The following is a 21,059-nucleotide window of genomic DNA, read 5'->3' as shown; positions in this document are numbered from 1 at the left end:
TGATCTAGGTGGTGCTGAGCGCCTTTTCGGCGGCGACCAGGCGGACGACGGTTGCTACGCCGGTGATGGCGGCTTCGACCTCGGCGAGGTCGGGGTAGGTGGGGGCGAGGCGAATGGTGCGGTCGGCCGGGTCGTCGCCGTACGGGTGGCTGGCGCCGGCGGGTGTTAAGGCGATGCCGGCGGCCTTGGCCTTGGCGACGACCTCGCGGGCGCAGCCTTCAGGTACCTCGAGGGTGATGAAGTAGCCGCCGGCCGGCGCTGTCCACGTGGCGAGGCCGGTGCCACCGAGTTCGGCGGTGAGGATCTTGTCGACGGCGTCGAACTTCGGGCGGATCAGGTCCGCGAGGTTACGCATGTGCTGCCGCAACCCGTCGGCGTCCCCGAGGAACCGCACATGCCGGAGCTGGTTGATCTTGTCCGGCCCGATGCTGCGCTTGGACGTGTGGCTCACCCACCACTCGATGTTGGCGGGGGAGGAGCCGAAGAAGGCGACACCGCAGCCGGCGTAGGTGATCTTCGAGCTGGAGCCGAACACGAACGCCCGGTCGGCATGCCCGTGCTCGGCGCACAGCGCGAGTACGTCGGCGATCTCGGCCGGCTGGTCGGTCAGGTGATGCACGGCGTACGCGTTGTCCCAGAAGATCCGGAAGTCCGGTGCCGCCGTCTCCATCGCGGCCAGGCGCCGTACGGTGTCGTCGGAGTAGACGGTGCCGTCGGGGTTGCTGTACTTGGGCACACACCAGATGCCCTTCACCTGCGGGTCCGCGGCCACCAGTTGCTCGACGACGTCCATGTCCGGACCGTCCGGTGTCATCGGCACCGCGACCATCTTGATCCCGTACCGCTCACAGATCGCGAAGTGCCGGTCGTAACCAGGCACCGGGCACAGGAACGTGATCTCCGGCTCGTCCGCCCACCGCCGCTCGGCACCCGGCAGTACGCCGAGCAAAGCGAAGACGATCGCGTCGTGCATCAGCTCGAGGCTCGAGTTGCCTGCGGCAAGCAACTGCCCCACCGGCACCTGCAACGCCTCGGTAAATATCGCCCGCAACTCCGGCAGCCCTTCCAGCCCGCCGTAGTTCCGTAGATCGACCCCGTCTGCCGAGACTGCCCGGTCCACCGCTGCCAGCATCCCGTCCGCCAGATCCAGCTGCCGAGGCGAAGGCTTCCCTCGCGTCAGATCAAGCTTCAGCCCCTTGGCCACCAACGCCTCGTAGTCCTGCCGGGCACGGTCACGCTGGGCAATCAGCTCGTCGACGCTCACAGGGGAGTCCTTTCACAAACCAGGGGGTGTTGGCTTCAGCCTAGTGACGGCTGCCAGTCGTTATTTCGGGAGGTCGATCTCGAGCGTGTAGAAACCACCGCCGTACGGCGGAACGTCGAAGGCAACCGCGAGCAGCTTCCCGTCCACAGGCACGGCCGAGCTGAGCCCCTGCCGCCCAGGACCCTTGATCCGCTCGCCCGGCAGCGGGACGGCCGTCCACGTACGACCGTCGCGGCTGAACCAAGCCGCCGCGTCGATGTCGTCACGTGCACCCGTGTGGCCCAGCGCGATCAGCCCGTTCGGAACGCTGACCAGGCCTCCCGCGAACGCGCGGGTCGGCACCGCCGCTGGAGCCGCGGTCCAGGTGAGGCCACCGTCCTTGGACGTCCAACTCGTCCATCCGCCCTCGGCGTCACCGTCCTTCCGCTCGTAATCGCCGATCGCGACGAGGCTGTTCCCGATGCGCCCCAAGGAGCGAAGGGTGGCCGAATGCATGCCCTTCGCGAGTGGCAGCTTCACCACGGTCTTCCAGTCGCTCCCGTTCGGCGACAGCCAGACGGCCGGACTCCCGTCGCCGCGGTCGCCACCGGCCACGAAGCGCGAGCCGACCGCGAGCACCGTCCGCATCTCGGCCTCATCAGTGCCCACGCTGCGCAAGTTCCGCGAACGGGTCCGCCGCGTCCGCTCATCGTCGCCAACTGGCAGCACCTGACCTCCGACCCCCTCGGTCCAGGTCTTGCCGTCCTTCGAGTACGCCGACCAGGCGTCGAAATGACCGTCGCCGTCATGACGCTGACCGACCACGACCCAACCCGATGGACCGATGGCGATCGCCTCCGCGCTCGGTCCGCCGTACGGCGACTTGGCCTGCACACCGAAGATGGGGGAGTCGGCCTCTGTCCATCGACCGTTGGCCGCCCTGACCCAGACCACGGCTCGACGCCCGATCGGCAAGCTCTTCTCGCCGACGGCGACCACTCGGCCGTCCGCGGTCGCGGCGGCGTCTCGCTGGTAGATGGTCACGCCGTTCTTCCGGCCGGGCAGGGTCGTGGCCGGCCACGTCGATCCACTGCGGGTCCATCCGGTCGGAGCGCCCGAGACATCGCCGACCGCGACGAGCTCCCGGCCGGCCCGCACGAGCGTGTTCACACTCGACGAGGCGCGGCCGGCGGACGCCTCGGCCGGCAGCGCGATGGGCGACACCCGCGACTCCCGGTAGCGCCAGATCGCCGGCTCGTTCGAGCCGCTGCGATTGTTCGAGCCGACCAGGAGTGCATCGTTGCCAACAGCAACCGAATCGGTGACGACCTGGTCCCCGCGGCCGCGCTGGCTGTCCACGTCGGTGCCGTCCGCGAACTGTTTCCAGGTCGGTCCGACGGCGACCGTGGTGTCCACCGTGCCGGACGTCATCATGGCCGTGGCAACCCAATCATTGCCCGCCTTCACCAGCGTGCCGGGGATTTCCTCGTACGCCGAGCCGAGCACCCACGGCTTGGCGACCACCCGCCATGAGGCGCCATTTGGGCCGCCCTCCAGTACGACGCCGTCCCACGAACCATCGCCGGAGTCGTCGAACCCACTGCCCTGCACGAGCGCCACGAACTTCCCGTCCGCAGCCGCGAGCGCGTTGTTGTACAGCCGGTAGTCGCTGGCGATCTCGCCCCGGATGGCCGCCGTACGAAAACTCCTGCCACCGTTCGTGGAATACCAGTACTGCAGGCGATCGGTCTGCTTGCTGTTCGCCGGTGTGGACAGATTCCCGCTGATCACCACGGTGGTGCCGTGGGCAACAATCTCGGTGGCCCCGACGTCTCCCGCCACCGTCGGCTTCAACCCGATCGGGGGTCCGTCGGTACGACGCCACGTCGTACCGTCGGCGGACTGCCAATAGACGAGGCGGCCCTGACCCAGACTGCTACTGCCGATCATGGCGAATCCGCTCGTGGTCGCCGTGATCGCACTCACGGAGTCGGTCTCGGGAAAGACCTTCGCGTTCTCCGGCAGGCGCCGCCAGCTCACACCGTCCGGGCTGTGCCACAGCACGGTGCCAGGATATCCGTAGCCGACGGCAACGAAACCCGCCGGTCCCGCGGCGAGGTCGGTCACTCCCTCGGACGTGCTCGACCGGTCGACCGAGTCCTGGTCGAGTTCACGCCGGACCCAGGTGCCGCCACCGTCGTCGCTGCTCAGGAACAGCGGCCGGCTCAGATTGAACGACTCGTCGAACCCTGCCGCGACCACGCGCTTGTCGCGCACGGCGGCCGCCTGCAGCGCCTGCGACGTCCGATCGCCTGGCGGATAGGCCTTGTCCGCCGCCTGTGGCGTGGTCGGCTGATCGAAGTCGATCGGACGCGCAACCGGTCGATCGGACGCGAGCCGATTCGAGCCGGACGACGACGTGCACGCGGCCAGGCCGAGAACCAGGCAGCTGATGATGACGCGGAGCCCCAGACACTTCATGACGCAGGAGTCTAGGAAAAATCACCACCCCCGCGCGGGGCCCGAACGCCAGCCTGTGGATAAGTCAGCCGTGGCGGCGGCAGTTGGGGTACTTGGGGTCCCAGGGCGGGCAGTTGGGATCCCAGATGGTGGGTGGGGCCGTGGGTGGGCCTGGCGGCGGGGTGACCGGTGGCGGAGGCGGTGCGGCGCTGCCGTTAGACAGGTAGAGCGTGACCTTCGAGCCCTCCGGAGCGCCGTCCTCCTGGCGCGGCCTGGTGTAGGCGACAGTGCCCGCCGGAGCGTCCGAGTCGACCGGCTGCGGGGCGACCTCGACCTGGAAGCCGAGTTGCTGCAGCTTGGCGGTGGCGTCCGGCGGGGTCAGGCCCTTCAAGTTCGGCAGGTCCTTGACCTTGCCGCGGATGATCTCGTCGCTCGGCGCCACGAACTTGGACGCCGGCAGGCCCTTCAGTGCGAGCTGCATCGCCGTCTCCCAGATCGGTCCCGCCGTACCGGATCCCGAGGCGTCGTGCATCTCTTTCCCGTTGAGCGTCTGGCCGATGAGATTCGCGGCCGGGGGATCCGCATCCGCCACCACCGAAGCGGCCGCGAGCCTCGTCGAGTAGCCGGCGAACCACACCGCCTGGTTTTTCTGGATCGTTCCGGTCTTGCCGGCCAGATCGCTCTTGCCGAACTTCAGCTTGCCGCCGGTGCCACCGGGCTCCATCACCTGATGCAGGACGTAGTTGACGCCGTCGGCCACGGTCGGGGCGAGCGCCTGTGTGCAACTGCGGCCGGGGGTGGAGATCGGCTTCTTCCGGTTGCTCAGGATCGAGGTGATCACCTGCGGCTTGCAGTACATCCCGCGCGCGGCGAACGTCGCGTACGCGTTGGAGAGCATCAGCGGGGTGATCAGACCCGCGGAGCCCAGCGTGAACGACACGACCTGCTGCAGCGGGTCCATCGTCTGGGCGTCGTACATGCCGAGCTTCTTGGCGATGGTGGCGATCGGGCAGAGGCCGACCTGTTCGGACAGCTGCAGGAAGTAGGTGTTCGTCGACGCGCGGGCGGCGTCGATCATCGACGGGTCCGCGATCGTCTTCGTTGAGTTACTCGGGTTGTAATCGGGGTCGGACGTCGTACCGGTGCAGGTGCTGAAGTCCTTGCCGCTCAGGTTGATGGTCTGCGGCGAGTTGATCCGGTAGGTGAGCGGAATGCCCTTCTGGATCGCGGCCGCGATGGTGAACGCCTTCATCGTCGAGCCGTTCTGGAAACCGCCGAAACCACCGGGGTAGGACTTCTCGACGTTGTAGTTGTACGACGTCTGCCCCTTGTTGTTGCCGTACGGACGGCTCTGGGCCATCGCCTTCACCAGACCGGTACCGGGCTCGACGATGGTGATCGCGGCGACCGCGGAGTCGCCCGGCTTGGAGTGCTTCCGGATCGACTGCTCGGCCGCGGCCTGGATCTTCGGGTCGAGCGCGGTGCGGACCACGATGCCGGCCGTCTCGATGTACTTCTGCCGCTCCTCCTTGGTCTTGCCGAAGGCGGGGTTCTCCTTCAGCTTGGCCACGATGTAGTCGCAGTAGAACGGGTACTTCGAGTTCGCGCAGCCGTTCGGCACCTTGCGGATCTTGGCCGGATCGATGACCGGGGTCTTCAGCGCCTGGGCGGCCTGCTTGGCCGTGATGACGTTGAGTTCCTGCATCCGCCGCAGTACTACGTCGCGACGATCCTTGGCCCGCTTCAGGTCGTTGGTCGGGTCGTAGCCGGTCGGGTTCTTCACCAGGCCGGCCAGCAGCGCGGCTTGCGGGAGGTTGAGTTTCGACGCGGGCACGGAGAAGTAGTGCTGTGCGGCCGTCTCGATACCGCGGGCGCCGTCGCCGAAGTTGGCCAGGTTGAGGTACTTCTCCAGGATCTCCCACTTCGAGTACTGCTTCTCGACGGCGATCGCGTAGCGCAGCTCGGCGACCTTCCGCTCGTAGGTCTCCGCGGTGGCCGCGCGCACCTCCTCCACCGTGCGCGCCTTCGCGATCAGGCTCATCTTCACGTACTGCTGGGTGATGCTCGAACCACCCTGCTGCACCGAGCCGTTCGACTGGTTGCGGAGCAGTGCGCGCAGCGTGCCTTTGGCGTCGATCGCGCCGTGCTCGAAGAACCGGTCGTCCTCGATCGCGACGATCGCCTTGAGCATGATCGGGCTGATCTGCTTCAGCGTGACCGGGGTGCGGTTCTCCTGGTAGAGCGTCGCGATGAGCGAGCCGTCCGCGGCCAGGATGGTGCTCTTCTGGGCCAGCGGCACCGTCTTGAGGTCTTGCGGGAGGTACTGGACGCTCTCGCGCGCCTCCTTGGTGGTGACTCCGGCCAGGCCGGCGAACGGCAACGCCAGTCCGGCGACCAGCGCGCCCGACAGAGTACTGACCAGTAAGAACAGAACCACCGATTGAACGGCCTTGGCACCGCCCGTCTCGCGTCTGCGCATGGTCCCGGAGAGTACGACAGGAGAGGCCTTTCCGGGACCTTTTAGGCATTGACTTAACGGATCTGCCCAGAGTTATGACTGATGGTGATCAATCAATCACTGTTCAGCGCCGTCTTGAGGACTTCAGAAGCCGGTGGGTGGGCGGTTGGTGTAGGGGGCTTCGAGGGCGGTGACTTCGTCGGGGGTGAGGGTGACGTCAAGGGCTGCGACGGCGTCGGCCAGGTGATGGGGCTTGGTCGGGCCGACGATCGGGGCGGCGACGCAGGGGTTGTGCAGGACCCAGGCGAGGGCGACCTGGGCCATCGGGATGCCGCGGGCCTCGGCGACCCGCTGGACCGCGTCGGCGATGGGCTGGTCGTTCGCGGCGAAGAAGCGCTGCCCGATGGGATCGGTGTCCGCGCGCTGCGTCTGGGTGCCCCAAGGACGCGCGAGGCGGCCCTTGGCGAGCGGGCTCCACGGGATGCTGCCGACACCCTGGTCGGCGAGCAGACCGAACATCTCACGCTCTTCCTCCCGCTGCATCAGGCTGTACTGGTTCTGCATCGACACGAACCGCGTCCAGCCGTGCAGGTCGGCGGCGTGCTGCATCTTCGCGAACTGCCACGCCCACATCGACGACGCTCCGAGGTACCTGACCTTGCCGGCTTTGACGACATCGTGCAGTGCCTCCATCGTCTCCTCGACCGGTACGTCGGGGTCGAAGCGGTGGATCTGGTACAGATCGACGTACTCGGTGCCGAGCCGGTCCAGCGACGCGTCGAGCTGCTCGATGGGTGTCTCCTGTGATCAGTCGCGGGGGACGAGCTGGAGGGTGGTGGTCATTGCGTTCTCGCCGACGACGGTGGCGACGATGGCGCGGCCGTAGCGGTCGTACTTGGTGTGGTACGCGGTGTCGATGGCCTGGTGGGTGCCGGGTGAGGCGGGCGCGAACGTGACGTCGCGTTCTACCCCGCCCGCTTTGATACGGCCCTTGCCGCTGGTCTTGGCGCGGCGGAACCACGGGTTGTCCGCGCCGTGTGCCGAGCGGATGTAGATGTCGTCGCCGACCCGGACCACCCAGATCGTCACGTACGGACGGAGGGAGCCGTCCTTTCGCAGTGAGGACACACGGAGCTGGGTCGCGTCACCGATGCGCTGCAGTTCGTCTGCTGTCCAGGCGGTCACTGCTCGGCGCCTTCGAAGATCTGCTTCGCGATGGTGATCGCGGACATCGCCTTGGGCCAGCCGGCGTAGAAGGCCAGGTGGATGATGACCTCCTTGAGTTCGGTCTCGGTGAGACCGTTCGCCTTGGCCCGGGCCAGGTGGCCGCGGAGTTGCTCGGTGTTCCCGCCGCTGATGAGACTAGCGACGGTGATCAAGCTGCGGTCGCGTGGGGAGAGTTCGGTCCGCGCCCAGACGTCACCGAACAGGACGTCGTCCGTGAGCGAGACGAGCTTCGGGGCGAAGTCGCCGATGAGCTGTTGTGCGGGGGTTGGCATGGTCTGTCCTCGTAGGTCGGGTAGTGAGGGTGATAAGCAGCGCCGCGGCCAGGAGCGCGGCGCTACCAGTGAGGGCTGTGGTGACGTGGGTCGTGAGAGTGGTCGCGTTCGCGGAGATGGCGACCAGTAGGGCCAGGCCGAGGGCGCTGCCCAACTGGTGGAAGGTGTTGACCAGGCCGGAGGCGACGCCGGCGTCCGCGGCGGTGACGCCGCTGATACCGGCCGCGGTGAGCGGGGCGAACGCTAGACCTTGGCCGGCCCCGATGAGGACCATCGGGAGGGCGACACTGCTCAGATACACGTCGCCGGCGTGCAGCCGGCTGAGCCAGGCCATACCGGCCAGCGTGACCGCCAGCCCGGCGGCAAGCAACATCGCGTTGCCGAACCGGCGGGTCAGCCGCGGTACGGCGATCGCCACGGCGAAGTTGACCACCGTCATCGGGAAGAACCCCAGCCCCGCCTGCAACGGACTGAAGCCGAGCACGCCCTGCAGATACTGCGTGGTGAAGTAGAAGAACCCGATCATCGCACCGAGGAACAGCAACCGCGCCGCATAGGCACCACTGCGCTCCCGGCTGCGGAACAACCGCAACGGCATGATCGGCTGCTCCGCCCGCCACTCGTTCGCCACCAGAACCACCAGCAGTACGACGCCTCCCGCCAGCGCGGCGACGGTCGTCAGAGAACCCCATCCGGCGTCGGCCGAATTCACGATCCCGAACACGATCGCCCCGACACCAAGCGTGGCCGTCAAGGCCCCGACAGTGTCGAAGCGGCCGGTACGGCGTTCCGTCTCGCCGAGGTACCGCCGAGCGGCCAGCACCAGCGCCAGCCCGACCGGCAGGTTGATGAAGAACCCGGCCCGCCAGGAGATCCAGTGGGCACACGCGCCACCGACGACCAGGCCGAGACTCGCCCCGATTCCGGCGGTCGCGCCGTACCAGCTGACCGCGCGGGTCCGTTCGCGTCCTTCCGGGAAGTTTGCCGTCAGCAACGACAATGAGGTGGGTGCGACCACGGCCGCGCCGATGCCCTGCAACGCGCGGGCCGCGATCAGCCACCAGCCGGTCGGTGCGGCGCCGACCAGGAACGACGCGGTGGTGAAGATCGCCAGCCCGATGACGAACAGCCGCCGTCGACCGATCAGGTCCCCGGCCCTTGCCCCGAGCAACAACAATCCGCCGAACACCAGCGTGTAGGCGTCCTGCACCCAGGACAACTCGGTTGCCGACAACCCCAGCTCGGACCGGATGCTCGGCAGGCCGGTGAAGATCACCGAGTTGTCCAGCAGGATCATGAAGTAGCTGGTCAGAATGATCGCGAGGATCGGCCCGGACCGGGTGGGGGTGGTCACGACCGGACCAGGACCTTCAGTGCTTCCCGGTCGTCCATCGCTCGGTACCCGTCCGGCACGCCGTCGAGCTCGATCGTCCGGTCGAAAACCTTGCCCGGGTTAACCTTTCCATCCAGGACGTCGGGCAGCAGCCGGTCGATGTACGCGCGAGCGGGAGCCGCGCCGCCGGTGAGGGTGATGTTGGGCACGAAGAAGGTGGCGAAGCCCACCGGCGCTTCGTCGTACTGCGGAACGCCGACGCGGCTGATCACACCGCCGGCCCGGACGACGCCGATCGCCTGCTCGTACGCGGACATGTGCCCGACCGCCTCGAGTACGACGTGGGTGCCGTCGCCGCCGGTGAGGTCGCGGACCTTGGCAATACCTTCCTCGCCGCGCTCGGCGACGACGTCGGTCGCACCGAATTCGACACCGAGATCGGTGCGGTCCTTGTGCCGGCCCATCAGGATGATGCGCTCGGCACCCAACTGCTTCGCGGACAGTACGGCGAGCAGGCCGACCGCGCCGTCGCCGATCACCGTGACCGTAGAGCCAGGTGCGACGCCACCCTTCAAGGCCGCGTGGTAACCAGTGCCGTAGACATCGGAAAGAGTCAGCAGCGACGGCAGCAACGCCGAGTCCTCACTGACCGGAACCTTCACCAGCGTGCCGTCCGCCAGCGGTACCCGTACCGCCTCGGCCTGACCGCCGCCGACGCCGTTCGCGTTCCAGAATCCACCGTGCCGGCAGGACGTCTGCAGACCCTCACGGCAGAAGTCACACGTACCGTCCGACCAAGCGAACGGCGCGATGACGAAGTCGCCCCGCTTGACCGTCGTGACCTCGCCGCCGACGTCCTCGACGACACCGATGAACTCGTGGCCCATCGACTTCCCGCCCGGCGTGGCCGGAAGGTTGTGAAAGGGATGCAGATCGCTACCGCAGATGCAGGAGTTGACCACCCGCACCAGCGCATCCGTTGGTTGCTGAATCACCGGGTCCGGTACGTCGATGACACGCACGTCCCCGGCGCTGTACATGTATGTAGCTCTCATGCCATCCAGTGAAGGTGACGTTCCGTGCGCGCGGGAGTCACTGCTGATCCAGGTAATGGCAGTGCCTCCCTCGCCCCGGCGACGGTCCGTAGTGTTGATGTCATGGACCACCGAGCCGAGATCAAGGAGTTCCTCAGCTCCCGACGCGCCCGCCTGACTCCTGAGCAGGCGGGGCTGCCCGTGTACGGCGGCAACCGCCGGGTGAAGGGGCTGCGCCGGGAGGAGGTCGCGCTGCTGGCCGGTGTCTCGGTGGACTACTACGTGCGGATGGAGCGGGGGAACCTTTCCGGTGCCTCCGAGAGCGTCCTCGTGGCGCTCGGCCGCGCGCTACAGCTGGACGATGCCGAGCTGGCGCACCTGTTCGCGTTGGCCCGCGATGCCGGTCCCGCCGTACGACGTCGTCAGCCGGCCAAGGTGATTCGGCCTGCCCTGCAGCAGATCCTGGACGCGATCACCGACGCCCCGGCGTGGATCCGGAATGGGCGTTTCGACGTACTGGCGGCGAACCGGATGTCGCGCGCCCTGTATGCACCGCTGTTCGCGGATCCTCGGCGGCCGCACAGCTCGGCCCGGTTCGTGTTTCTCGATCCGGCCGCGAAGGAGTTCTTCGTCGACTGGGAGCGCGCCGCGGACGATATCGCTGCGGTGCTGCGCTCCGAGGCGGGCCGGAACCCGCACGACAAGGCGTTGAGCGATCTGATCGGTGAGCTGTCGACTCAGAGCGAGACGTTCCGGAAGCGATGGGCGGACCACAACGTCCGCTTCCACCGCACCGGCCGGAAGAAGTTGCACCACCCGGTGGTCGGCGACCTCGACATCAACTTCGAGGCGATGGAGTTCCCCTCCGATCCGGGGCTGACGATGGTCGTCTACACCGCCCCCGCGGGCAGCCCGACCGCCGACGCCCTGAAGCTGCTCGCCAGCTGGGCGGCCACCCAGGACAATATCGTTGCTCAAGACAAGGAATAGTTGTGGAGATCCTCCCCAGGACGCCCAGTGCCAAAGGCCCGGCCGAGTGGTTCACCGGTGACGTCTGGTTCGACGTGATCATCCGGGGCGCGGAACCGTCCCGCGTCCGCGTGAACACCGTCCGCTTCGCGCCCGGCGCCCATACCGCCTGGCACCGGCACGCCAACGGCCAAACCCTGCACGTCACCGACGGCGTCGGCCTGATCCAATCCCGCGGCGGCGACGTCACCGTCATCCGCCCCGGCGACGTCATCTACACCCCACCCGGCGAATGGCACTGGCACGGCGCCACCCCCGACAACTTCATGACCCACACCGCCATCTGGGAAGGCGTCGCCGACGAAACCCCCGAAACCGAATGGGGCGACCACGTCACCGACGAGGAGTACGCCGTACCTAACGAGTAGAACGATCGTTTCACAGCCGGCTGCCAGGGAAGCGGGAGGTTTGGCTCAGGGGAGGGCTCGACACTTGGGGTGATTCCGCCGTACCCCAGGAGCTTTGATGATCGAGACGTCTTCCGCGGTGCTGCTGGGGCAGCGGGCGCGGGTCGACGGTGTGGTGCGCGTCGGCGCGATGGCTGCGCTCTGGCTGAGCCTGTTGATGGTCACCTATTGGTGGGTGGTCGACGGCGGTGTGCAGGAGCTGGGCGGGTGGGCGACGGGGCTTACGTCACTCGGTCGGTTCACCGGCCTGGCTAGCGCCGTACTGTTGCTTGCTCAGGTCGTGTTGATGGCCCGGGTGCGGGTGCTGGAGGCCGCGTTCGGGCAGGATCGGCTGGCGCGGATTCACCGACTGACCGGGTTCACGTCGTTCAACCTGATGCTGGCGCATCTCGTCCTGATCATCTGGGGATACGCCGCAGGGGAGATCGGCCGGACACCCGCGACGCTCTGGGATCTCACCGTCGACTACCCAGGCATGCTGCTGGCAGTTGGCGGGACAGTCGCGCTGTGCTTGAGCGTCGTGACGAGTATCAAAGCGGCGCGGCGTCGGATCCGGTACGAGTCGTGGCACCTGCTGCATCTGTATGCCTACCTCGGCGTCGGCCTGGCGCTCCCACATCAGCTCTGGACAGGCCAGGAGTTCATGTCGTCCACCGGCCGAACAGTGTTCTGGTGGACGGCGTGGGCACTGGCAGCCGTCACGGTGCTCGTCTATCGCATCGGACTGCCGCTGCTGCGTAACGCACGACATGACCTCCGAGTGGCGGCCGTCGTGCCGGAGACCGACGGCGTCTTTTCGCTGTACGTCGCCGGCCGACGACTGGAGCGGCTACGCGCTGAGCCCGGGCAGTTCTTCGCGTGGCGGTTCCTGGGCCGGCCCGGCTGGACGCGTGCGAACCCGTACTCGCTATCCGCGGCGCCGGACGGGCGAGGTTTGCGCATCACCGTGCAAGAGGTTGGTGACGGCAGCGCGGCTCTTCGGTCGGTGCGGCCCGGCACGCGGGTCTTCGTCGAAGGTCCGTACGGGCGGCTCAGCCCACGGGCGAGGTCTCGGCGGAAGATCGCGCTGATCGGTGCCGGGGTCGGCATCACGCCGTTGCGCGCCCTGGCGGAAGGGCTCAGCTATGCGCCGGGCGATGCGATCCTCGTGCAGCGGTACGCCGATCAGCCGTTGTTCGCCCATGAGCTGCAGGCTCTGGTGCATCAGCGAGGGCTGTTCGTCCTGTCGCTGCCCGGCCATCGTCGCCGTACGGACTCGTGGCTGGGGCAGGGCGTCGGGCCGGTCGACGACCTGCAGGCCCTCCTGTACTGGATCCCCGACATCGCCGACCGCGACGTCTACCTGTGCGGCCCTGACCACTGGACCGAACTGGTGAAGCAAACCCTCACCGCCGCCGGCCTCCCGGCCGGCCAACTCCACCTCGAGACCTTCAAGTGGTGACGCCTGTGAAACGCATTGTCTTCTCGTTCCTCGCGACGGTGTCGATCGTCGTGCTGCTGTTCGCGTACCGCACCTCGACCTCCGGGCGGATGACCGCGGCTCCTGCGATCAGTGGCGGTTCGGTGGAGAGCACGCCGGCCCCGTCATCGACCTCAAACGCGCAGACGGTCACGGGTGAGGTCGCGTCGACGCAGTGGGGGCCGGTCCAGGTGCAGCTGACCATTGAGAACGGCAAGATCACCGCGGTCAACGTCCTGCAGTACCCGAACGGGAATCACCGCGACGTCGAGATCAACGACTACGCGCTGCCGATCCTGATCGACGAGACCACCAAGGCGCAGAGTGCCCAGATCGACATGGTCAGCGGTGCCACGGTCACCAGCGACGGCTACATCCGTTCCCTGCAGAGCGCTCTGGACCAGGCGAAGTGAACACCGCGCGGTACGTCGAACACGTCATGGGCATGCCGATCGGCCTCGCCCTCCGCGGCCGCCACACCTCCGACGCCCAAGCACACCAGGCGTGGAGCAAGGCACTCGCCATCCTGCGCGATGCCGACCGAGTCTTCAGCACCTACCGCCCCGACTCGTACATCTCCCGCCTCAACCGCGGCGAAATCCAGGTAGCCGACTGTCCACCCGAGGTCGCCGAAGTGCTGAATCTCGGCGAGCAGGCACGACGCGAATCAGGCGACGCTTTCAACGTACGGCGCTCAGGCGCCCTCGACCCCAGCGGTGTCGTCAAAGGCTGGGCAGTCGAACGTGCTGCCCAGGCCCTGGCCAAACTCGCAGGCACCGACTACTGCCTCTCGGCCGGCGGAGACATGACCTGCCACGTCGCCTCGCCAGACTCACCCGCTTGGCGCATCGGCATCGAAGACCCGCACCACCTGAACACCGTCGCCGCAGTAGTGCCAATCCGCAACGGCGCCATCGCCACCTCCGGCCTGAAACACCGCGGCAACCACATTACCGACGCCCGCACTGGCATGACCCCCACAGCCGTTGCCTCAGTCACCGTTGTCCACAGCAACCTCACCTGGGCCGACATCGACGCGACAGCAGCCTTCGCGAAAGGCTCCGATGCCCTTACCTGGCTCGCGAGCCGACCAGGCCGGACCGGCCTGGTCGTACTCGAGGACGGCACCCGCCACGTCTACCGAAGCAACGCGACGAGGCTGGCTACTTGCTGAAGCCGGCGGTCAGACCGCTGAGCAGCTGCTTGCGGCTGACGGCGTACAGGATGACGATCGGGAGCGTTGTGAGCATCACGGACGCCAGGACGGCAGGCACGTTGACGCTGTATTGCCCCTGGAAGGTCCACAAGGCCAATGGAAGTGTGCGCTTGTCCGGGCTCTGGGTCAGGATCAGCGGAAGCAGGAAGCCGTTCCACACGGCGAGACCGTTGTAGATGCTGACGGTGACCAGGGCGGGCCTGGTCAGCGGGAGCGCGAGGCCGCGCAGCATGCCCCATTCGCTGGCGCCGTCGACGCGCATGGACTCGAAGAGCTCCTTCGGCACGTCGCGGATGAAGTTCGTCAGCACCAGCACCGACAGCGGGATGGAGAACGCGATCGACGGCAGGATGATCGCGAGCAGGCTGTCGTACAGGCGCATCCGGATGATCAGCAGGTAGACCGGGATGATCGTCGCCTGCAGCGGGATCGCCAGTCCCATCAGGAACAACCCGTTGACCCCGGCCAGGAAGCGGCCGCCGGCGCCGCGGACGATCGCGTACGCCGCCATGAACGAGATCGCGACCGCCGGGATGATGGTGCCGGCGGTGACGATCACGCTGTTCAGGAAGTACCGCGGGAAGTCCGATTCGATGACCAGTTTGTAGTTCGCCCAGGTCGGATCAGCCGGCAGGGCGAACGGGTTCTGGCTGAAGTACGCGGTCTGGTCCTTGAAGCTGGTGACGACGATCCAGTACAGCGGCACCAACACGATCACCAGCCACAGCCAGCCCGCCGCCCCGCCGAACCAGTTCAGCTGCAGCAGTTTGTGGGCGCGGACGGGGCCGTTACGCGTGGGCTGGGCCGTCGTAGGAGTTCCGGTGGTGGCAACGGCCATGTCACATTCCTTCCAGTTGGCTGGCCGTCGTACTGCCGCCGAGTCGTCGTAGGATCAGCGCCAGCGCCAGGCCGAGCAGGACCAGCAGGACGGCGATCACGCTCGCCGGGCCCATCAGGTTCGCCTGGAAACCACGCTTGTACATGTCGAGGGCGAGGACGCGCGTCGCGTCGCCCGGACCGCCCGCGGTGAGCACGAAGATCAGGTCGAAGAAGGTCAGCGACCCGACCACCATCAGGGTGGACGACGTGATGATCGTGTACTTCAGCTGCGGCACGGTGATGCTGAAGAACTGCCGCACCCGGCCGGCGCCGTCGATCGCGGCGGCCTCGTACATCGAGGTCGGGATCTGCCGTACGCCGCCTTGGTAGATCAGCGAGTGGAACGGGATGAACTGCCACGACACCACGAAAATCAGGACGCCGATGGCGAGGTCGCTGCGGCCGAGCCAGTCCTGGGTGAGGAAGCCGATCTTGAGCCCGGCGCCGAGTCCGAAGTTCGGGTCGAGCAGCGCCTTGTAGGTGATCGCGATCGCGGTCGAGCTGAGCAGCAGGGGGATGAAGTACAGCACGGCGAGGAAGCCGCGGTACCGCTGCCGGCCGGCCAGGAACGTCCCGATCAGCAGGCTCATCGGGGTCTGCACGGCCCAGGACAGGATCATGATCTCGAACGTCACCCAGATCGTGTGCGGCAGTGCGGGATCGCTCAGCACCGAACGCCAGTTGGAGAAACCGGCGGTGTGGATGGCGCCGAGGCCGTCCCACTGCGCGAAGCTCAGCGCCAGTACGCCGAACAGCGGGACGACGCCGAAGAGCAGGAAGATGGCCAGGGCGGGGACGGCCATCCAGGCGACCGGACCGCTCCGCCCGGCGGCAGAGGACGGTCCTTTGCGAGCCGCCGTCGGCGCGACGGGCGGTGCGGTCACGGTCATGGGGCCTCCCGGCCTGAACTGAGTAGCACTGTCACTTGCCGATGACGGCGTTCATGCTGTCGGCGAACTGCTGGGGGGAGATCGACAGCTGGAACAGCTTGGCGATGTTGTCCAGCAGGGTTTCGGCCTGGGTCGGGGGGAGCGCCTGGTCCCAGGACTGGGCGAAGTTCTTCGCGTTCGCCGCGGTGTCGTAGACGAAGTTCAGCCACGCGGAGTCGTTCTTGTCGGTGATCGACGAGAGTTTGTCCTTCGCGCTCTTGACGACCGGGATGTTGCCGGACTTCACCCAGGCCTCCACCGTGGCGTCGTCGAGAGTGTTGTTGGCGATGAACTTCTTCGCGGTCTCCTTGTCCGCGTCACTGGCCTTGGAGGAGATCGACATGTACTGACCGGGGTTGCCGACGGTGTCGCTCGGGTCGCCCTTGCCGCCGTCGACCGGCGGGAAGTTCATGTAGCCGAGGTGCCCACCGGTCACGAAGTCGCCACCGGACGCCTTCATGTTGCCGTAGGTCCAGGCGCCGTGCAGCATCATCGCGGCCTTGCCGGTGAAGAGCAGCGCCTGGTCGGCGTTGGAGTCGGCGGTGATGGAGGAGAAGCCCTTGACGAAACCGTTCGCCTTGATCAGCTTCTGCATCTCCTCCAGCGCCTTCAGCGCGGACGGGTCGGACCAGCCGTTCGCCTTGCCGTCGAAGATGTTCTGGAAGACCTCACTGCCGCCGATCCGGTCGAACAGGAACTCCAGCCACATCATCGATGTCCAGCGCGACTGGCCGCCGAGCGAGAACGGCGCGATGCCCTTCTCGTTGAACTTCGGCACCAGGTCCATGATGTCACCCCAGGATTGCGGGGGCTGGGCACCGATCTTCTCGAACGCGCGCTTGTCGTAGAACAGCACGATCGGCGTCACGGTCTCTCCCGGCACCGCGTAGATCTTGCCGTTGACGGTCGCCGCCGTGAAGGCGGACGGGAAGATCGAGTTCTTCAGGTCGGCTTCCTGGTTGGTGAGCCAGTCGGTGAGGTCCTCGACCTGGCCGGCCTCGACGTACGCCTTCAGGCCGCCGCCGCCCCAGCCCCAGATCAGCGTCGGGCCTTGGCCCGCGCCGATCGCGGTCTTGATCTTCTGCTTGAACGCGTCGTTCTGGAACTCCGTGTACTTGATCTTCGTATCCGGGTTCGCGTCGTTGAACCGCTTGACCTGAGCCTCCCGGATGCTCTGCTGGGGCTGGCCGGTGAGGAACCAGTACGTCGTTCCGCTACCGGCCGCGGCGCCGCCGGTGGAACCGCCGGAGCTCTTCGGGCCAGAGGTACCGCAGGCGGCCAGGCCGGCCGCGAGCGCGCCGCCACCGACCAGGCCGAGGAAAGAACGCCGAGATGTCGTCATGGGATCCACAGTGATCTCCGTACTCCATGCCGCGGACCGCTCCACGGCGACGTGGTTGCCAGGTGCGGGGCCGCCGTCCGGACAGGTCGAAACCTTCCGGCCGGATGCTCCACGAGGTAGCGGAAGCACCTGCCGATTAAGACTATGTTTCGTAACGTAGATTTCGCGAGTATCGCTGTCAAGACTTGAACTAAGCCCTCTTTGGGGTCACAGTGAGGTCACGGATTCCCTGCTGTCACAGGCGATCCACCGGCTTCCCACCGATCGTGACGACGACGCGGACCAGCTCCGGAATCCTCGAAACTTTTTCGATACTTTGTCACGGCAAAGGGTAGATGTTAAGGGAGAATTTCTTGACCACCGCGAGCTCGCCCGACCGTCCGTGGCAGGACACCGCACTGTCCGCCGAGAAGCGGGTGGAACTGCTCCTGCAGGCGATGACGCTGGAGGAGAAGGTCGCCCAGCTCGGCAGCCGCTGGGCCGGCAACGACATGGCCGACACCGAACTGCCGGCCGACGAGACGATCAACGTCGCGCCGATGGAGGACGTCTTCGCCGCCGGCGGATCGCTGTCGCTGGAGGAGGCGAGCCGGGACGGACTCGGCCACCTCACCCGGGTCTGGGGCAGCGTCCCGCAAACGGTCGAGCAGGGCGTCGCCGAGGTGATCCGCCAGCATCACGTGGTCCTGGAGGGTTCGCGGCTCGGTGTTCCGGCGCTGATCCACGAGGAGTGCCTGACCGGCTTCACCACGTACGGCGCGACGGTCTACCCGGCGTCGATCGCGTGGGGTGCGACCTTCGATCCCGGGCTGGTCGAGCGGATGGCCGCCGCGATCGGGCGGGACATGGCCGCGGTCGGTGTGCATCAGGGGCTGTCGCCGGTGCTGGACGTCGTACGTGACTATCGGTGGGGTCGCGTCGAGGAGACGATGGGCGAGGATCCGTACCTGGTCGCGATGCTCGGATCGGCGTACGTGCGGGGGTTGCAGAGCGGCGGCGTACTCGCGACGCTGAAGCACTTCGCCGGCTACTCCGCGTCCAGGGCCGGCCGCAATCACGGACCGGTGTCGATGGGGAAGCGTGAGCTGCTCGACTTCATCCTGCCGACGTTCGAGACCGCGATCGCGACCGCCGATGCCGGCTCGGTGATGAGCTCGTACGCCGATATCGACGGCCTGCCGGCGAGTGCCGACACCTGGTTGTTCACCGATGTACTACGGGACGACTGGGGGTTCGCCGGCACTGTTGTCTCGGACTACTGGGCCGTGCCGTTCCTCGCGTCGATGCATCGCGTCGCGGTCGACACGGCCGATGCGGGCGCGCTTGCGCTGACCACCGGCACCGATGTCGAACTGCCGGACACCATCGGCTTCGCGAGTCTGGTCGAGCAGGTGCGATCGGGCGAGGTGTCCGAGGACCTGGTCGATCGGGCGGCCCGGCGTCTGCTGCTGCAGAAGGTCAAGCTCGGCCTGCTTGATCCCGACTGGACTCCTGAGGGTTCGGTCCGCGACAGCGTCGACCTCGACTCCGCCGAGAACCGTGAGATCGCGCGGCAGCTCGCCGAACGGTCCGTCGTACTGCTGGATGCGGGCTCTGCCTTGCCGCTCGATCCGGGCGTACGACGGATCGCGGTGGTCGGGCCCTGTGCGGCCGACGCGAAGACGATGATGGGTTGCTACTCGTTCCCCAACCACGTCCTGCCGCGTTACCCCGAGCGCGGCATGGGGGTCGAGGTGCGCAGCCCACTCGATGCCCTGCGCAACGAACTCCCGGATGTCGAGCTCGTGCACGAGGTGGGCTGCGCGGTGTCCGGCGACGACCGGTCCGGCTTCGAAGCGGCTGTTGCAGCGGCTCGCGACGCGGAGTTGGTGGTCGCGTTCGTCGGTGACCTGGCCGGCCTGTTCGGCCACGGCACGTCGGGGGAGGGCTGCGATGCCGAGGATCTGCGGCTGCCCGGCGTACAAGCAGAGCTACTCACCCGGCTTCTCGACACCGGTACGCCGGTTGTGGTGGTTGTCGTCTCCGGTCGTCCTTATGCGCTGGGGGAGTTCGCGGATCGGTGGGCCGGGGTGGTTCAAGCGTTTATGCCCGGTCAGGAAGGTGCGGCCGCGATCGCCGGTGTCCTCAGCGGGCGGATCGTGCCGAGCGGCAAGTTGCCGGTGCAGATCCCGAAGCACGTCGGCGGACAGCCCGGCACGTATTTGCAGCCGGCGCTCGGCAGCGTCGAGAGCGCGGGCATCAGCGGTCTGGAGGTCGTGCCGCTGTTCCCGTTCGGCCACGGATCGTCGTACACCACCTTCGAGGTCGGCGAGTTGCGGCTCAGTGCGACCGAGATCGGGAACGACGGTCAGTTCACCGCGACCGTGCGGGTCCGCAACACCGGCGAGCGAGCTGGTGACGAGGTCGTTCAGCTTTACCTGCACGATGTGGTCGCCCGGGTTGCCCGGCCGCTGAAGCAGCTGACCGGGTTCGCCCGGGTGTCGCTGGAGCCGGGCTCGGCGAAGGACGTCACCTTCCAGGTGCACGCGGACCGGACGGCGTACACCGGTCCGGATCTGCGCCGGATCGTCGAGCCTGGTGACTTCGAGGTCCTCGTCGGTACGTCGTCGGTGGACCTGCCGTGTCGCGCCGTCGTACGAATCACCGGTGATGTGAGGGTTGTGGGGCACGATCGCGTCCTGACGACCCCTGTCGAGATCGTCGAAGCTGGAGGAGGGTGATGAGATGCCACGACTGAAGGGCCGTGTCACCCTGGCCAGCGTCGCGAGTACGGCGGGAGTGTCCGTCGCGACGGTCTCCAAGGTGCTCAACGGCCGCAGCGACGTCTCGCCGGTGACCCGGGCACGGGTGCAGGAGATCCTGCAGAAACACGGGTACGTCGGCCGCCGCCCGGACCGGGTCCAGCGCGACACGATCGAGTTGTTCTACCAAGGTGTCCTGAACGCCTACTCGGTCGAAGTGATCCAGGGCGTCGTCGAGGCCGGCCAGGCGGCCGGCGTGGACGTCGTCCTGACCACGCATCCGCCGCACCCGCCGACGTCGAGCAGCGGCCGCGCGGCGCGCTGGATCCGCGAGCTCATCTCCGCCGATCGCCGTGCCGCGATCGGCATCACCAGTCAGCTCGCCGACGCAGACCTTGCCGCGCTGGCCCGGGCCCGGTTGCCCCTCGTGGTCATCGACCCGGCCAACATCCCGCAGCCGGACGTGGCCAGTGTCGGCTCGACCAACTTCGCCGGCGGGATGGCAGCCACTCAGTACCTGCTGTCCCTCGGGCATCGGCGCATCGGGTACGTCGGGGGTCAGCCGACCTCGAGCTGCAATCAGGCGCGGCTGAGCGGCTTCCGCAGTGCGATGGAGTCGGTCGGCGCCGACGTACCGCCGGAGTTCATCTGGCTCCGGGACTTCTTGTACGACGACGGCGTGGAAGGCGCCGCGTCAATGCTCGACTGTCAGGACCGGCCGTCCGCGATCTTCGCCGGCAGCGACGAGGTGGCGCTCGGCGTCCTCGAAGCGGCCCGCGCCCGCGGCCTTCGGGTGCCAGAAGACCTCAGCGTCGTCGGCTTCGACGACACCCAGGCCGCCCGCTTGGCCTCGCCGCCGTTGACGACGGTCAAGCAGCCTCTTCGCGAGATGGGCGCCGTAGCTCTTCGCACCGCACTCCAACTCGCCGCCGGCGAGAAGGTCGACTCCCACCACGTCGAGCTCGCCACCACCCTGATCGTCCGCGGCTCCGCCGCCCCCAATCAGTACCAGTCGGTCGCCGCCTCCTGA

18 protein-coding genes are annotated in these 21,059 nt (G+C 67.3%); 7 read left to right on the top strand and 11 right to left on the bottom strand.

All coding sequences use genetic code 11. The features are described 5' to 3' along the window. Positions 1–4: 4 nt before the first annotated feature. The 8 genes from EV646_RS08790 to EV646_RS08755 all read right to left on the bottom strand — a co-directional run bounded on the left by EV646_RS08790 (position 5) and on the right by EV646_RS08755 (position 10,048). A complete protein-coding gene (locus tag EV646_RS08790; protein WP_199236877.1) occupies positions 5–1,264 on the bottom strand; it encodes an aspartate aminotransferase type Ic in 1,260 nt (419 codons plus the stop codon). A gap of 60 nt (positions 1,265–1,324) precedes the next feature. Beyond that, positions 1,325–3,724, bottom strand: a complete 2,400-nt coding sequence (locus EV646_RS08785; RefSeq protein WP_132145830.1) for a hypothetical protein — start codon at positions 3,722–3,724, stop codon at positions 1,325–1,327. Positions 3,725–3,788: 64 nt separating this feature from the next. After that, the gene (locus EV646_RS08780) at positions 3,789–6,182 is read right to left on the bottom strand and encodes a penicillin-binding protein (protein ID WP_132145828.1); all 2,394 of its coding nucleotides are present in this window, start codon (positions 6,180–6,182) and stop codon (positions 3,789–3,791) included. Between the two features lie 123 nt (positions 6,183–6,305). Then, entirely contained in the window at positions 6,306–6,902 is a 597-nt protein-coding gene (locus tag EV646_RS08775; protein ID WP_422386699.1) for an aldo/keto reductase, read from the bottom strand. 66 nt (positions 6,903–6,968) lie between these two features. Further along, a complete protein-coding gene (locus EV646_RS08770; RefSeq protein ID WP_132145826.1) occupies positions 6,969–7,346 on the bottom strand; it encodes a DUF2255 family protein in 378 nt (125 codons plus the stop codon). Beyond that, entirely contained in the window at positions 7,343–7,660 is a 318-nt protein-coding gene (locus EV646_RS08765; protein WP_132145824.1) for a carboxymuconolactone decarboxylase family protein, read from the bottom strand. The genes EV646_RS08770 and EV646_RS08765 overlap by 4 nt, the downstream gene beginning before the upstream one ends. Further along, positions 7,581–9,014 (bottom strand): MFS transporter, encoded by a 1,434-nt coding sequence (locus tag EV646_RS08760; protein WP_199236876.1) that lies wholly within the window; start codon positions 9,012–9,014, stop codon positions 7,581–7,583. The genes EV646_RS08765 and EV646_RS08760 overlap by 80 nt, the downstream gene beginning before the upstream one ends. Next, the gene (locus tag EV646_RS08755) at positions 9,011–10,048 is read right to left on the bottom strand and encodes a zinc-dependent alcohol dehydrogenase family protein (RefSeq protein ID WP_132145822.1); all 1,038 of its coding nucleotides are present in this window, start codon (positions 10,046–10,048) and stop codon (positions 9,011–9,013) included. The genes EV646_RS08760 and EV646_RS08755 overlap by 4 nt, the downstream gene beginning before the upstream one ends. 102 nt (positions 10,049–10,150) lie before the next feature. Between EV646_RS08755 and EV646_RS08750 the strand changes: the two genes are divergently transcribed. From EV646_RS08750 to EV646_RS08730, 5 genes are all read left to right on the top strand, one after another. Continuing rightward, positions 10,151–11,017, top strand: coding sequence for a helix-turn-helix domain-containing protein (locus EV646_RS08750; RefSeq protein WP_132145820.1), 867 nt, complete (start codon positions 10,151–10,153; stop codon positions 11,015–11,017). A gap of 2 nt (positions 11,018–11,019) precedes the next feature. Beyond that, on the top strand, positions 11,020–11,424 hold the full coding sequence (locus EV646_RS08745) for a (R)-mandelonitrile lyase (RefSeq protein ID WP_132145818.1): 405 nt from the start codon (positions 11,020–11,022) through the stop codon (positions 11,422–11,424). A 97-nt stretch (positions 11,425–11,521) separates the two neighbouring features. Further along, positions 11,522–12,904 (top strand): ferredoxin reductase family protein, encoded by a 1,383-nt coding sequence (locus EV646_RS08740; RefSeq protein WP_132145816.1) that lies wholly within the window; start codon positions 11,522–11,524, stop codon positions 12,902–12,904. A 5-nt stretch (positions 12,905–12,909) separates the two neighbouring features. Further along, positions 12,910–13,335, top strand: a complete 426-nt coding sequence (locus EV646_RS08735; RefSeq protein ID WP_132145814.1) for an FMN-binding protein — start codon at positions 12,910–12,912, stop codon at positions 13,333–13,335. Then, a complete protein-coding gene (locus tag EV646_RS08730) occupies positions 13,332–14,096 on the top strand; it encodes an FAD:protein FMN transferase (protein WP_199236875.1) in 765 nt (254 codons plus the stop codon). Before EV646_RS08735 ends, EV646_RS08730 begins: the two co-directional genes overlap by 4 nt. Here EV646_RS08730 and EV646_RS08725 read toward each other — a convergent pair. From EV646_RS08725 to EV646_RS08715, 3 genes are read right to left on the bottom strand one after another with little or no spacing between them, the layout of a single operon-like run. After that, positions 14,086–14,976 carry a carbohydrate ABC transporter permease gene (locus EV646_RS08725; protein ID WP_132145812.1) on the bottom strand — a complete coding sequence of 297 codons (891 nt, stop codon included), beginning with the start codon at positions 14,974–14,976 and terminating at the stop codon, positions 14,086–14,088. The two genes, EV646_RS08730 and EV646_RS08725, sit on opposite strands and share 11 nt — an antisense overlap. A 1-nt stretch (position 14,977) precedes the next feature. Next, on the bottom strand, positions 14,978–15,907 hold the full coding sequence (locus EV646_RS08720) for a carbohydrate ABC transporter permease (RefSeq protein WP_132145810.1): 930 nt from the start codon (positions 15,905–15,907) through the stop codon (positions 14,978–14,980). Between the two features lie 31 nt (positions 15,908–15,938). Next, the gene (locus EV646_RS08715; protein ID WP_132145808.1) at positions 15,939–17,288 is read right to left on the bottom strand and encodes an extracellular solute-binding protein; all 1,350 of its coding nucleotides are present in this window, start codon (positions 17,286–17,288) and stop codon (positions 15,939–15,941) included. 353 nt (positions 17,289–17,641) lie between these two features. Here EV646_RS08715 and EV646_RS08710 point away from each other — a divergent pair, with 353 nt between their 5' ends. Continuing rightward, a complete protein-coding gene (locus tag EV646_RS08710) occupies positions 17,642–20,008 on the top strand; it encodes a glycoside hydrolase family 3 N-terminal domain-containing protein (protein WP_241995586.1) in 2,367 nt (788 codons plus the stop codon). 4 nt (positions 20,009–20,012) lie between these two features. Continuing rightward, a complete protein-coding gene (locus EV646_RS08705) occupies positions 20,013–21,059 on the top strand; it encodes a LacI family DNA-binding transcriptional regulator (RefSeq protein ID WP_132145804.1) in 1,047 nt (348 codons plus the stop codon).

The sequence above is a fragment of the Kribbella antiqua genome (genome assembly GCF_004345665.1).
GTDB lineage: Bacteria > Actinomycetota > Actinomycetes > Propionibacteriales > Kribbellaceae > Kribbella > Kribbella antiqua.
The sequence above is the reverse complement of the archived record's forward strand: the minus strand, read 5'-3'. Positions and strand labels throughout refer to the sequence as shown.

Excerpts from the sequence above, each read along its gene's own strand:
- EV646_RS08780 (WP_132145828.1), bottom strand. The coding sequence starts at position 6,182 with ATGCGCAGACGCGAGACGGGCGGTGCCAAGGCCGTTCAATCGGTGGTT.
- EV646_RS08720 (WP_132145810.1), bottom strand. The coding sequence starts at position 15,907 with ATGACCGTGACCGCACCGCCCGTCGCGCCGACGGCGGCTCGCAAAGGA.
- EV646_RS08750 (WP_132145820.1), top strand. The coding sequence starts at position 10,151 with ATGGACCACCGAGCCGAGATCAAGGAGTTCCTCAGCTCCCGACGCGCC.
- EV646_RS08725 (WP_132145812.1), bottom strand. The coding sequence starts at position 14,976 with ATGGCCGTTGCCACCACCGGAACTCCTACGACGGCCCAGCCCACGCGT.
- EV646_RS08765 (WP_132145824.1), bottom strand. The coding sequence starts at position 7,660 with ATGCCAACCCCCGCACAACAGCTCATCGGCGACTTCGCCCCGAAGCTC.
- EV646_RS08705 (WP_132145804.1), top strand. The coding sequence starts at position 20,013 with ATGCCACGACTGAAGGGCCGTGTCACCCTGGCCAGCGTCGCGAGTACG.
- EV646_RS08715 (WP_132145808.1), bottom strand. The coding sequence starts at position 17,288 with ATGACGACATCTCGGCGTTCTTTCCTCGGCCTGGTCGGTGGCGGCGCG.
- EV646_RS08785 (WP_132145830.1), bottom strand. The coding sequence starts at position 3,724 with ATGAAGTGTCTGGGGCTCCGCGTCATCATCAGCTGCCTGGTTCTCGGC.
- EV646_RS08755 (WP_132145822.1), bottom strand. The coding sequence starts at position 10,048 with ATGAGAGCTACATACATGTACAGCGCCGGGGACGTGCGTGTCATCGAC.
- EV646_RS08740 (WP_132145816.1), top strand. The coding sequence starts at position 11,522 with ATGATCGAGACGTCTTCCGCGGTGCTGCTGGGGCAGCGGGCGCGGGTC.